The 14224-nt window shown below is 28.9% G+C and carries 14 protein-coding genes; 13 read left to right on the top strand and 1 reads right to left on the bottom strand.

All coding sequences use genetic code 11. The annotated features are described in order from the left end of the window. The 9 genes from AC6H33_RS11425 to AC6H33_RS11385 all read left to right on the top strand — a co-directional run bounded on the left by AC6H33_RS11425 (position 1) and on the right by AC6H33_RS11385 (position 10237). Positions 1-1230 (top strand): CDP-glycerol glycerophosphotransferase family protein, encoded by a 1230-nt coding sequence (locus AC6H33_RS11425; RefSeq protein WP_497606113.1) that lies wholly within the window; start codon positions 1-3, stop codon positions 1228-1230. 115 nt (positions 1231-1345) lie between these two features. After that, on the top strand, positions 1346-2710 hold the full coding sequence (locus AC6H33_RS11420) for an IS4 family transposase (protein ID WP_497603908.1): 1365 nt from the start codon (positions 1346-1348) through the stop codon (positions 2708-2710). Beyond that, a complete protein-coding gene (locus tag AC6H33_RS11415; RefSeq protein ID WP_497606112.1) occupies positions 2698-3699 on the top strand; it encodes a hypothetical protein in 1002 nt (333 codons plus the stop codon). The genes AC6H33_RS11420 and AC6H33_RS11415 overlap by 13 nt, the downstream gene beginning before the upstream one ends. Beyond that, positions 3677-4945 carry a murein biosynthesis integral membrane protein MurJ gene (gene murJ, locus AC6H33_RS11410; protein WP_497606111.1) on the top strand — a complete coding sequence of 423 codons (1269 nt, stop codon included), beginning with the start codon at positions 3677-3679 and terminating at the stop codon, positions 4943-4945. Before AC6H33_RS11415 ends, murJ begins: the two co-directional genes overlap by 23 nt. A gap of 14 nt (positions 4946-4959) precedes the next feature. Beyond that, a complete protein-coding gene (locus tag AC6H33_RS11405) occupies positions 4960-5769 on the top strand; it encodes an aldolase/citrate lyase family protein (protein WP_497606110.1) in 810 nt (269 codons plus the stop codon). Next, entirely contained in the window at positions 5770-6336 is a 567-nt protein-coding gene (locus AC6H33_RS11400) for a sugar transferase (RefSeq protein WP_497606109.1), read from the top strand. It abuts the gene before it with no gap. A gap of 1 nt (position 6337) precedes the next feature. Continuing rightward, on the top strand, positions 6338-8089 hold the full coding sequence (gene asnB, locus AC6H33_RS11395; protein ID WP_497606108.1) for an asparagine synthase (glutamine-hydrolyzing): 1752 nt from the start codon (positions 6338-6340) through the stop codon (positions 8087-8089). Positions 8090-8128: 39 nt separating this feature from the next. After that, a complete protein-coding gene (locus tag AC6H33_RS11390; protein WP_497606107.1) occupies positions 8129-9859 on the top strand; it encodes a polysaccharide biosynthesis protein in 1731 nt (576 codons plus the stop codon). A gap of 42 nt (positions 9860-9901) precedes the next feature. Then, positions 9902-10237, top strand: a complete 336-nt coding sequence (locus AC6H33_RS11385) for a hypothetical protein (RefSeq protein ID WP_497606106.1) — start codon at positions 9902-9904, stop codon at positions 10235-10237. 33 nt (positions 10238-10270) lie between these two features. Here AC6H33_RS11385 and AC6H33_RS11380 read toward each other — a convergent pair whose 3' ends face one another. After that, a complete protein-coding gene (locus AC6H33_RS11380) occupies positions 10271-10639 on the bottom strand; it encodes a hypothetical protein (protein ID WP_497606105.1) in 369 nt (122 codons plus the stop codon). A 336-nt stretch (positions 10640-10975) separates the two neighbouring features. On the opposite strand from AC6H33_RS11380, the gene AC6H33_RS11375 reads away from it, so the two are divergent. From AC6H33_RS11375 to AC6H33_RS11360, 4 genes are all read left to right on the top strand, one after another. Continuing rightward, on the top strand, positions 10976-11275 hold the full coding sequence (locus tag AC6H33_RS11375) for a hypothetical protein (protein ID WP_497606104.1): 300 nt from the start codon (positions 10976-10978) through the stop codon (positions 11273-11275). A 321-nt stretch (positions 11276-11596) separates the two neighbouring features. Beyond that, entirely contained in the window at positions 11597-12682 is a 1086-nt protein-coding gene (locus AC6H33_RS11370) for a PD-(D/E)XK nuclease family protein (RefSeq protein ID WP_497606103.1), read from the top strand. 282 nt (positions 12683-12964) lie between these two features. Beyond that, positions 12965-13984, top strand: coding sequence for a hypothetical protein (locus AC6H33_RS11365; protein WP_497606102.1), 1020 nt, complete (start codon positions 12965-12967; stop codon positions 13982-13984). A gap of 95 nt (positions 13985-14079) precedes the next feature. Continuing rightward, the gene (locus AC6H33_RS11360; protein WP_497606101.1) at positions 14080-14220 is read left to right on the top strand and encodes a hypothetical protein; all 141 of its coding nucleotides are present in this window, start codon (positions 14080-14082) and stop codon (positions 14218-14220) included. Positions 14221-14224: the final 4 nt, after the last annotated feature.

Here is a 14224-nt window from a genome sequence, read left to right as displayed (position 1 = left end):
ATGAAAAATATTTTTTTAGTTTGCTATGGTGCAGGACACATAAACATAATAGAGCCAATCGTTGATCAACTTCTTAAAAGTAAAAATTATAATGTTAAACTGTTAGCATTAACAACAGCATATTTAAAAGTAAAAAATAAGTATGATAAAAATATTTTAAAGTCTGTTTCTGACTATCTTTTTTTATTTGATGAAAATATTGATACTATTTTTCAAAATGCTTTAAAAATATTTGAAGAGAACTATAATGAATCTATCGGCTTGTCAAAATTAGAAGTTTTATCTTATCTTGGACTTTCTTATAGTGAATCAATAACAAAGCTGGGAAAAGATAATGCCTATGCAGAATATAAAAAAATAGGAAGACAAAGTTTTTTACCAATAAATACTATTAAAAAAATTTTAGATTACGAAAATATTGATTTGCTTATTACTACAAATTCTCCACGATTTGAGAAAGCATCTCTTTTTGCAGCTAAAGAGCTGAATATAAAAAGTATTCAAATCATAGATTTATTTGGAGATGATTTGATAGAACAAAATGCTACATACACAATAGTAATGAATGAAATGGTAAAAAATAAACTTATAAAAAAGGGATTTGAAGAAGGTAGTGTTTTTGCTTTGGGGCAACCTGCGATTGAAAAAAGCATTGAAAAAGTAAATTCAATTCAAAAAGATAAAATAAAAATTAAACTAGGTAAAAATAAGAAAAATTTAGTTTATTTTTCACAAGTACCTGTAAATCTAACTGATAATAAAAATTTAACCCCAAACGAAATGTATAAAAATATAAATGATGTTATTTTTAACATATTTGAAGAATTAAAAGATTCTTATAATATATTCATTAAAGCTCATCCTAGTGAATCAAAAGAATTCTATGAGATATATTTAAATAAACATACATATGTGAATTTTCTTGAAGGTAAGTATGATACAAATAGTATATTGTCTATAAGTGATATAGTAATAACACCTTTTTCTACGGTTGCATTACAAGCTATTTGCTTAAATAAATTAGTTTTTACTTTTAAACCAAAATTTTGTAATGTTTATCCAATAAAAGAGTATCAAAACAAACCTTTTATCTATAGCAATAGTTATGATGAATTATTTAAAAATATAGTTGATATTAAATTTTTAGATAGTAATTTAAATCAAGATAATAGTTTTTTAAAACTAAATTTTTTTAAAAACTTCAATAAGTTTATTGATAATTATGTATAAAATTACTCAACTTTCGCACATAGATTTTGATGTTTAATTTATCTACGAAAGCCCATAAATAGGCGCTTTTTAGTATAATTATGTTACCACTAACATCATTATAAAGGTCTATTTTATGGAACTTGCAAATTATATAGAAACTGCTATGAAAAGCATATTAAAGAATCCAATCCTTGAAGTGCTAATAGAGATAAAAATCACAAAAATACTCAAGCAGAGCAACTTCATTAAACGAAATGTCGGCTATCCACCATTTCAAATAATCTTACACTTCGTGTATATGCTTATCATGAATAAAAGACAGTCTACATTCATAAAAAAGAGCGATAGTGCATTTGGCAAAGACGCTTATTACCGATTTATCAAAGAGAGTCGTTACAACTGGCGAAAGTTTTTAATACTAAGCACTACTGCGCTTTTGCAAAGAATAAAACCTCTACATAAAAACGGTGAACATCGCTTGCTCATTATTGATGACACAGTCGAAGCTAAAAGTGGTAAACATATTGAAGGAAGCTGTAAATATATTTGGAGCAATAAAGAGCACAGAAGCATAAATGCGCTCAATATCGTATCTCTAAATTATGCAGATTCACATTCAACATTTCAACTTGATTTTTCCATCAAGATGAATGATAGTCGTCGAAAAGATATATCTGAATTCACTTCAACTGTTCATCATCGTAGTAATTCTCATAAGCGTAAAGTTGAATCTCTCAAAGGTAAAAACATTTTAGCTATTGAGATGCTTGAGAGAGCGTTAGAGCAAGGGGTAGATGCAGACTACCTACTTATAGACAGTTGGTACGCTAAACCAGACTTCATACATCAAGCTAATGAGCTTGGCATGCCAGTAATAGCAAGACTTCCAAATAATAAACTCATTTGGAACTTTAAGGGCAAACATAAAACTATGAATGCAATCTATGATAGTATGAAAAACTCTCGTCATAAACAGAGTGGCAAACATGGAAAAATATCTTATAAATATTTCGATGCAATTGTAGAACATGCTGTTCTAGGCAAAGTCAAGCTCGTATTTTTGCACACAGGTAAAGACTTGTTGGTTTTTATCTCAACTGATATTATCATTATAGGCAAAGAGATTCTAGCAACTTATAAAAAGAGATGGAATATTGAGCAAGGTTACAAAGATTTGCGAAACCTGTTTGGGTTTGGCAAAGAAGAGAATCGTATCTATGAATCACTAATTGCAAAAATAACTCTCTCAATGTTTGCCTACAACATTGTAAGCTATATCAATCGCATAAAACATGAGCCACAAACTCTAGGAGAATTATTTAGAGACTTAGAGTGTGAGCTTGAAACTCTTGCAATATCAATGCAACTCTTCATTCAAATACTGACAAAAATCTCTGAAATTGAAAATGTTGTCAAGGATAATAAAGATTTACTGACTATTCTCGCTGTACTCAACGCTTATACTCAAAAAGAGTTGGGTTTTATGTGCGAAAGCTGAGTAAAATTAAATATTTAGAATTATTATCCTTTGCTATATATTTTTTGTTTATAATATTTGGAATTAAAGAATTTTCAATCTGGTCTCAAATAACTGATTTGCTTATTGAAAATGACATTGAATCTAATATAACAACATTGGCTACATTGGTAGTTACAGAACACCCACATACTTTGAGAGTATTTTTAATTTTCCCTATTTATTTATTGGCAGAGTTTTTATTTTTAGATGTAAAAATTGTTTTTTCAATAGTAGCATTGTCTATATTGTTTTTCACCTACTATATGATTTTGTTTATCATAAAGGATTATGTCAGTCGAAAGAAAGCTTTTTTAATTTTAATCTTTCTTATAAACATAAGTTTCTTTATGAATGGACGAATAATGTTTTCTATATTTGGAAATACACTATTATTATATTTATTATATTTAAATTTTTATACATTAATAAAAATGAATATTTTTAAAAAACTATTTTTATATATACTTGCTATGTGGTTTGTATCAGTTAGTTCGGGCACATTTATGGTATTTTTATTATCAGTAGCTTTTTTTTATGGGTTGCATTTCTTAGTTAAATTACCTTATTTAAATAAGAAAGTAATGTGGGCTTTTTTAGCATTTTTGTTACTATTGATATTAATACATCCAATAATTGAAATATTTATCGATAAAAATTTAACATATTATGATGGTAGTATTATAAATATGCTTTCGCATGGAATTGGTAAATATTTAATAAAATATATAAGTATAATAATTCCTTTTTTTGTTTTAGTTGCCTTATTGGGACCAATTGTTTTTTTGTACATAAAGAGTTATAAAATTCTTATACTTCCTTTTTCTATGATACTTGCCTCAATTTCAGTTGGTTTATTTGGATTGTCTTCATTGGTATCTGGTATGTCCGCATATTTATTATTTATGTATATGTTTTTCAATAAAAAAAGAATAAAAAGGCAGGATATTGTCAAAAAAAATATTAATTAATAGTCTAGTACTTAGTTTTGGAATCTTACTGGGAAGATTTAGTGGATATATAAGAGAGCTTATAATTGCATATAAATTTGAAGTGAGTATTGAAGCAGATAATATTATTTTAATGCTAACAATTCCTGATTTATTAAATAATTTATTATCAGCTGGTGTTATATCTGGTATTTTGATTCCTTTACTGAGTAAAAGCGAACAAATAGAAATGATAATAAGTGAGTTTGTGAAAAAACTATTTATTATTTGTGTAGCATTATATTTAGTCGTTATTTCTGTCATCTTTTTTATGTATGATTTTTATCTTTTTGGTCTTATGGGATTATCATTATTATCAATATTTCCAAATATTATTACATTTCTTTCCTCTTCTTATCTTCAGTATGAACAAAGATTTAAAGCACAGTCATTAAATACTTTGATTTTTAATACTGTTATAATTTGTTTTTTATTATTAGGATTTTATAGCTATATTTTTGCTATAGGAGTTATATTAGCAAGTATTGTTAGAATGTTATGGATAATAAATGATTTAAAATATACAAAAATAGATGTTAAATCCTTTTTCAAAGTAAGTCAAAATAATATATTAAAATATAGAATTGTTATTTTTATGATTTTTTCAAATGGTATAATATTTATTTTACCTATGATTGATAAACTATTTGCTTCAAAATTAGCAGATGGCTCAGTAGCAATACTATCTTATGCAGAAAAAATATATCTTTTACCTGTTTCTGTATTTTTGACTACTTATGCTGTAGCAATGTTCCCAAATTTAACAAAACTTGTACAAGAAAAAAATTATGAAGAAGTCAGTAAGACTTTAAAAAAATCGATCATATTAAATATATTTGTTTCATTATTATTTATTTCATTACTATTTATTTTTAATATAAAAATAGTAGAGTTGTTTTATGGAATTGTTGGTGTAAAGAGTGAAAATATTTTACTCATTTCTCAAACTTTAGAAGCCTATTTAGGGGCTATGCTTTTAGCGGGAACAAATAGTATTTTATTGAATCTATTTCTAGCAAACAGGTGGTATTACAAATTGATATACTATTCTTTGTTTATGCTATCAATAAAATTAATTTTAAATACACTTATAGTACATAACCAGTATGAAATAAAGTATATAGCATATAGTACTTCGTTTTTAATGCTAATTTCAGTGATAGGTTTATTGATAATATATGCTTATAAAAAAAATTCTGGTAAAGCTTTTGACAAATTTAAATTATAAAAGGTAGTGTATTTATGACAACAATGATTTTAGATAATAATATTGATAATATCAAAGTGTATGATATTTCTGGCGTTGATAGAATATTTATTGACTTAGAAATTCTAGGTAAAAAAGAGAGGCAAGGACATCTTGATACTGTTATTAGTACTCATAGTACAGAAGATATAAAAAAAGCAAAACAAGTATTAAAAAATAGTAAAGTTCTGGTTAGGATAAATCCAATTCACAATAATAGTGCCACTGAAATTTATCATGCTATTGAAAATGGTGCAGATATAATAATGCTACCTATGTTTAAAACACCTGAAGAGGTAAGACTTTTTATAGATTATGTGGATAATAGAGCAAGAACTTGTTTGCTCCTTGAAACCTCTGAAGCTTTAGCAAGGCTTGATGATATACTTGAAATAGATGGTATTGATGAAATACACATTGGTCTTAATGATTTACATTTAGCTTTAGAATTAGACTTTATGTTTGAATTAATGGGAGATGGAATCGTTGAGTATATAGCCAATAAAATAAAATTCAAGAATATTCCTTTTGGAATTGGTGGGGTTGCTCGAATGGATGAAGGAATGCTTATGGGAAGAATTATAATTAACGAGCATATTAGATTAGGTTCTTCAATGGTCATACTATCAAGAACATTTAAAAGAGATTTAGAAGTTGATAAAGAAATAATTAAAAAAGAGATAGTAAAGCTACAAAATTGTGCAAAAGAAGCGAGAGCTATGAGTGAGAATGATTTATTAAAAAATAAACTTATATTGAAAAAACTTGCTAAAGATGTAGCTGCATTAATAAGGGAAAAAAAGTAAATGTACAAAAATATAATTAAAAGAGTTATTGATGCTGTAGGTGCTTTACTTCTACTATTAATATTAGTAATACCATTTATTATTATAGCAATTCTAATAAAATTTGACTCAAAAGGAAGTGTCTTTTATCGACAAATTAGAGTGGGACTTAACTGTAGAGAATTTAAAATTTTTAAATTTAGAACTATGGTATCAAATGCAGATCAATTAGGCGGATATAGCACAGTCAAAAATGATAGCCGAATTACAAAAATAGGGCAAGTGCTACGAAAAACAAGTTTAGATGAATTGCCACAAGTTATAAATGTAATTTTTGGAAATATGAGTTTTATTGGTCCAAGGCCCGATGTACCAGATCAAAAAAAGAATTATACTGAAATAGAGTGGATAAAAAGACATCAAGTACTGCCTGGTATAACTGGTTTAGCACAGTGTAGAAATAGACATGGAACAACTAATAGTAGTAGAAAAAAATATGATCTCTTTTATAATAGAAAAGTGAACTTTTGTCTCGATATAAAAATAGTATTGTGGACTTTAAAAGTATTGAAAAAAGGAAGTTATTAATATGTGCGGAATTGCAGGCTTTATAAATAAAAATAATTTAAATCAAGATAGATATATAAACGATACTATAGAAAGTATCAAGCATCGTGGTCCTGATGAATTTGGTGTTTTTAATGAAAATGGAGTATGTTTAATAAATACAAGATTGAGTATCATTGATGTTGCTCATGGTCATCAGCCTTTTGTGAGCGACGATAAAAATATTTATGTAATTCAAAATGGTGAAATTTATAATTATCTAGAAGTACAAAATGAATTAAAAAAATTAGGTATTCGATTTGATACAAATAGTGATACAGAAGTTATATTAAGAGCTTATGAAGTCTTTGGAAGAAAATGTTTTGAAAAATTCAATGGAATGTTTGCCATTGCTATTTTTGATAAAGTAAAAAATAAATTAATTTTGGCAAGAGATAGACTCGGTGTTAAGCCTTTATATTTGTATGAAAAAGATCAAGAACTACATTTTTCTTCAGAGATAAAGAGTTTCTTAACTTATGAAAATTTTGATAAAGAAATAAATAATCAGTCAATTCACAACTATTTAAAATTTAATTATATACCAATCCCAAATACAATTTATAAATTTGTAAAACATGTGGAGCCAGCACATTATTATGAAATTGACTGCAATTCTTTACAGATAGAAAAAACTAAATATTGGGAAATAAAAAATTTACCAGAAATAAAAAACATTTCAGAAGACGAAGTATTTGAGAAAATTGATGAAATATTGACCGATGCTATAAAAATTAGGCTTAGAAGTGATGTTGGGATAGGGGCATTTCTGAGTGGAGGGTTGGATTCTAGTTTAGTTTGTGCGATGACTAAGAAAAAATTTGATGTATCTCTTGATACTTATTCTATTGGATTTAAAGAAAAAAGATTTGATGAATCAGATTGGGCAAAAAAAGTTGCCCAATATTGTGGATTAAATAATAAAGTGCATATTTTAGAAAGTGATATTATAGATTTATGGAATACTACAACATGGCATAATGATCAACCACATGGAGACATTTCGTTTATTCCAACTTATATAATTTCAAAATTTGCAGCACAAGATTATAAACTTGTTTTTACAGGCGATGGAGGTGATGAAGCATTTGCTGGTTATACAAAATATTTTAGTGTATTTAATAATAGCTTGGATGATTACTTTGATTCTATTTCTTTAATTAAAGATGATGATGACTTTGATAAATTATACACAGAGAATTTTCGTAAAGATATTGACTATAGTGTTCCTAAAAACATATTTAATGAAGTGATTAGTGAGGTAGATTCAAAAGATAATGTAAATAAAATTTTACATTTTGATACAAGGCAGTTACTACCTGGAAATAACTTAGTTAAACCTGACAAGATGGCCATGGCTAACTCTTTAGAAACACGAAGTCCTATGCTTGATTATAGATTGTTTGAATATATGCAAAGCTTACAAGGCAGTTTTAAATTAAGAGATGATGAAACAAAATATATTTTGAAGAAATTTGCATTAAAGTATTTGCCAAAAGATATAGTATATAGAGATAAGCAAATGTTTACAGTTCCTGTGGGAGAATGGTTTAAAACTCATTTGAAACATTATGTTGAAGACATTATAAAAAGTGATTCGTTAAAAAATAGAGGTATATTTAATAGTAAATATTTAGAAAATATTTTACAAAAGCATATCGATAATGAAAAAGATTATACAAGAGAGTTAAGAGCTATCGTAAACCTTGAAATATGGTTCAGAGAATTTGAGTAATAAGTCCAAAATAAAATTAATTATATGGGAGGTTTTTTTATGAGAATTAATAAAAAGATACTAAATTTGATTGTGATTATTTTTTTCTCTATTATTACTTTTTGGTGGACTTCTTTTATATTTCATCTTGATATGGCTTGGAATGTTTTGGTTACTATTATTGGGTTTAGAATAGTAGCTTCATTTTTACTATTTAAAGACTATTCCCTCTCTTGGAGTAAATCTACTCAAAAAACATTTTTGATAAAAAGTATCGTAGTAGCTATTCCTTTAATACTTTATATCCCTATATTTTATGGTGAGGTTAGAATCGCATTTATGTTAAATGAAGCCTTGACTTATTTAGTTTGTATTAGTTTTGTGATGTATTCATACCACTACTATATCAATAAAAGTGGTATAACAAAAACAAAATCTCTTGTAATTTATGGAGCTGGGAAAGCGGGTATGAAACTTGAAGACGAGTTTAGAAATACTGAGTACAAGGTAAAATATTTTGTAGATGATGATCCTATAAGCCAAGGAAGAAGTATCGATGGTATCAAAGTTATATCAAAATCAAAGCTTAAAGAACTTATAGGTGAGGATAAGTTAGACTTATTGGTCATAGCAATACCAAGTGCAAATAAAAATAGAGCTAAAGAAATACATGAAAATTTAAGTCCATATTTCAAACAAATCAAAATACTTCCAACTATAGAGGAGATTTTGCGAGATAAAAACTTCTCTGCACAGCTAAAAGATATCAGCGTGGAAGATTTATTGGCACGACATCCAAAAGACCTTGATAAAAAAACTATCAAAAAGTTTATAGGAAATAAAAAAGTTCTGATTACAGGGGCTGGTGGAAGTATAGGAAGTGAAATAAGTCGTCAGTGTGCTAGTTTTGGAGCAAGTGAGTTGATTCTGCTTGATCATAGTGAGTTTAATCTCTATCAAATAGCAGAAGAACTGTTTGAGTTTAAACCCCATCTTGTGATGCAGTCAGTTTCAAACCTTGAATTACTAGATAAGACATTTGAAAAATATAAGCCTGATATCGTTATCCATGCAGCTGCTTATAAGCATGTACCTCTTGTAGAGGATAATATCGGTGAAGCAATTATAAATAATATTGAAGGGACTAAAAATACAATTGATTGTGCTATCAAATATGATGTTAAAAAATTTGTGCTAATTTCTACAGATAAAGCTGTAAGACCAACAAATGTTATGGGTACGACAAAAAGAATATGTGAACTTTATGCACAGAATATTAATACTGAAAAAAATACAGAGATAGTAGCTGTGAGATTTGGAAATGTTTTGGGAAGTAGTGGAAGTGTAATACCAAAATTTAAATCTCAAATAGAAGCAGGTGGTCCTATAACTGTAACTCATCCTGATATCACAAGATATTTTATGCTTATACCTGAGGCTTGTGAACTGGTTCTTCAAGCAGGAAGTATAGGAAAAGGTGGAGAGATATTTATCCTTGATATGGGTGAACCTATTAAGATAGTAGATTTAGCTAAAAAGATGATAGAGCTTAGTGGAAGAAGTGAAATACAAATAGAGTTTAGTGGGCTTCGACCTGGAGAGAAACTCTATGAAGAGCTACTTATCAATGACAGCGATATGAAAACAGAGTATGAGTCGATTACAGTTGCTGGGAAAACGCAGTACGATATAGAGAAACTAAACCAAGATATAAAAGAGCTTTTATCTTGTGATAATAAAATAGAAAAACTAAAAGAGATAGTACCTGAATTTGATCATAAGTTGAATTAAGTTTTGATAAAATATATTTATACTAAAAATGGAGAATAAACCATGGAAATAGGAACAATAATTGGTAGTACGATCGCATTTTTGATAATGGGCTTTTGGGCTTTGGTGATCTATAGAACTAAAGATAGAAAAGAACCACTTACAATAATGGAAGATGGAGATACTGTTAGATTATTTTTAACAGATAGCGATTATGATGAATTTAGCATAGCGGATATCAAAGAGAATAAAGAAAGAGTATATGAAGAGATTAAAAAACTAGTTCAATATCTCTCAAAAGAGTTGGTTCGATTTGTAGATAGAGTTACATTTTTTAAAGATGGTGATCCAAAAAAAGAACAAGAACTTTTAAATATAATCTTATCAGCAAAAGCATAATAAATGCTTCGGTTATGGTGAAATAGCATCCTGTTAAGATGCTATTATTTGAGAATTAGGATTTGTTAATATTGTGTAGTCATACTCATCAAGTATCGAAAACTCAAAAAATGTAGCATTTTTTAATTCATCAATGCCTATTCCATTGTTAGAGCACACATCAAGTAAACACTCAAAATCCTCATCATCTACTTGCATATTTACAATGATTTTTTCCCTATTTGGGAGTTGAATATTGGAATATTTTGAGTTTTTAAACTCGACTAAATCAAAAGATATTTCATTGTTATAATATTTCACAAGCATATCTTTTTTAAATGTATTGTAAATATCCTCTGGCAATGCAATATCTGCAACAATATGAGAACACTCTCGTGTTGAAATATCAATTTCTTTCATCATTAGTTTATTTTCCTTATGTATTAAAGTAAGTAATGAATTTTATAAAAAAAATTGTGATTTGTGATTAGAGTTGAATATTTTTCAATTTATAAAAATCACAAATCAAAATTTTTAATATATACTTCTCTCATATTAAAACCAAACCTCTGTCTTTATGACATGTTTGCCGATTTTCGGCATTTTTTGACTCGTAACATACTTTTTAAAAAGTATTGATAGTTGTATGTATTTCCACAAGGAGTTTTTTAAACATTTCTCCTTGGTGGAGATATTTGTCGTTTAAAACCCCTTATGGAAGTACATCAGTATTTCACATTTTATTTTAAGGGGTTCATTATGGACAAAACAATTAAAAAATCAAGTGCAGGTGCCTTATTTAAAGGCAATGAGGGTTATTTAACTCTAGGTTTACAAAGAGTAAATGTCAAAATGGTTAAGGCTACAGAGCAACAAATGGCTAAGCCTAACTCTCCAACTTTTAGATTGGTGCAAATTGACAAAAATAATCCTGAATTCAGAAAAGACTTGTGCGGTTTGTTCTTAAAACAGACAAATGGCGGTACAAATTTTTATGAAGGTTCACTTGAAATTGGTTTTGGTGTGATGCAAATCACAATTTGGAAAACTAATGCTTGAGAGGTTAGATAAAAACACTGATAATAACAGTGCAACTAATTCAAATCAAGATATACCTGAAGTAAATATAGATGAAGATGAGATACCGTTTTAACGGGTCTCATTGATTCATATTCTACTTCCTACTTCTTATCACTAATGGCTTCATAGAGCCGATAAAGAGACTTTATAGTTTCAAGATTTATCGGCTACTAGCCATATCTCTTTTTATCTATTTATATCTCCTTGTCGGTTGTTTGAAGTCATTAGTTGATTTCTTATTAAATCAGTCCAAAGCAGTGATTTAGTCATTGATTATTGCGGACTCTAAAGGAGTGTAATATGACAAAAGATGAATTAGGTGAGCTAATTGATAAAAGCAATGCTTATTACTCAATATGCTCTTTGATTGACAATAATCGTGGTCGAAAAGTAATTATTAGACCTTCTGGCGTACAAACTTTTTTGGCGAATCGATTAGCTTGGGCAACAGCACAACTTCTTGGCTTGTTTTTTGATGGAAACGATAGTACTCACACGGGTACAGCATTGCATATTGCAGCGGATCATTTTTATCAGAACAAAATACAAGGCAAGGTTGCAACATTTAAAGAGTGTATGCTTGTGTCTGCTAGAGCTATTAGATATATGTGTAAAGCAAATGAGCGATACTCCATATACTGTGAAGCCAAAAGATTATTTGTACAATATTTCGAACATGCACTACTTCAAAACCCTCTATATTCAGAGATGCCTTGTGGTATTGAACTTGATGAGTGGTTAGAGGTAAAAGGCACGCTTGATAGAATTGAAGTTGATGAATATGGCGAACATATCGTTGTAGATATTAAAACATCAGCTTCCAATGTCTATGGCACAAAAGTTGAAGAACCTACTGAATTAGTAGAGCTAAAATTTCAAAAAACTCTTTTTGAAAAAAATATCAAGGAGCAGTTTAAATCACTCAATTCAGAAAAAAGACTCAAAAAAACATCTGATGAGAGAAAGGTTGAGATTGAAAAAGAGGTTCAAAAACTTGAAAATGAATTAGAACTTCAACTCTCTTTATTTAATGAAAAAATCAAACCTTTAGAAGATGAAGTTGCTCATCAACAGTACTTAAACGATTGTATTGCTGCTAAGACAAAGTATGGCTTTCAATTAGCGATTTATGCAATGCTTTATCAAATAGAAACTGGTGTAGAGATACACAAAGCAAGAATAGAGCTGTTAGTAAAAACCAAAGAACCAAAATTAAGGGTATTTGAGTTTGAACTGGATGACTTAAAAGTAAAAGTTGATGCAATTTTACTTCATATCAAAGAGGTTTTAGAGTATTGGAATAATGGTGTTCCTGCTTCTGTACTATTTGGATTTAATCCTGAAAGTTTCAGAGGTAGTGAATTAAAAGAATTTTTGGATTTTTAAAGTAAGTAAGATCCCCCTCACAAGACTATAACAGAGTCGTTTCTGTCTTTGAGGTAGGCAATTACTGAAATTTTATCGATTTTAATCTTATTGTTGCCTTACACTCCAAATAGGGGAGATAAATATTTCCCTATATTGGGTGGATATTTTCTCTTCTTTTGAAGCTGTAAAGCTTATAAATCAACACAATCCCTCTCATTTTAAAACAATCAAATCCACTTAAAAGTGTTACTTAGTGCAAAACAGATTTTGGGAAATCTGTAAGTGGTGAAGGAAAATATCATGGCACAAAATATTCAAACTTTAACAATTTTCAATCCTGATTCTTTCAATAGAACCTGGGATATGGCTAATCAATTTGTCGGTACAAAATCTACTCCAAATACTTTACTACCTAAAGCATATCAAGGAGAACCTGGTGCATTTTTAATAGCACTAGATATTGCAAATGATCCTAATGATCCGCAAAGAGTTCTAACTGTTATGCAAAACCTTGACATTATTCAAGGAAAGCCTTCTTGGTCCTCTACTTATGTAATCGCAAAACTTAACTCGTCAAATAAATTTCCTGATGGTGTTGATTTTGAGATGAAGGACTTAGGAGAGATAGAGGTTGAGTATGAAGACTGGGGAGATGTAAAAGGTCAAAGAGTTAAGAAAAAACTCAAAGTTCAAAATAGAAGTTGTTATGCGTATGCAACTAATCGTAGTGGCAAACTTATCAAGGGTGCAACTATTGATATGGTTATGGCTGTTAAAGAGGGTTGGTATCAAAAGAATGGCTCTAAATGGCAAACAATGCCTGAGCAGATGTTAATGTATAGAGCAGCTACTTTTTTTGCAAGAGTACATGCTCCTGAAGTATTACATGGGTTTAAAACTGTTGATGAAGTTATTGATATTGAGTCTTCAGATACCCTTGTAATTACTCCGGCACCCTCAAAAGAAAAAGCCAAAGCAACTCCAGGTGGTTTACTTGCAAAAGCAAATGCGGCTGTAAGTGATACTCCTAAAGCTTCAAATACAGATGAAAAAACAATTGATGTAACAGTTATTGATGAATCATCAAATCAACAATCACAAACGAATGTAACACCAAAAAATGATGAAAAATCAAAATCTCTTCCTCAAAAGCTTTTAGCTTATTTGGAATCTCAAGGTTTAACAAGAGATGAAGCAGGGGAGTTTGTAAAACAAGGGTTGAAGATTACATCAAATGATGTGGATCAGATTCAATTGTTACTTGCAAATACAGAGGTTATTGACATCAAGTTACAAGAGTTTATAGCACAAAAGAAATAGCAAAAATCTTCTAAGGAGCTTTTAGCTCCTTAAATATTCACTAGTCGTCAGACTTATTCAAATTATACAAAAAAATCAAACACAAAGGATGAAAGATGAAAATTTTAGTAGTAGTTGCAATGTTTTGCACAATACTAATTTCTGGAATTGAGGTGATTTCAAAATCTATTGAGGATGCGAAATCAAAAAATAGTTATATGGAAAATGTTTTAGACAAACTAGAACAAAAACACTAAGGAG

It is taken from the genome of Sulfurimonas limnophila (assembly GCF_059705345.1).
The sequence above is the reverse complement of the archived record's forward strand: the minus strand, read 5'-3'. Positions and strand labels throughout refer to the sequence as shown.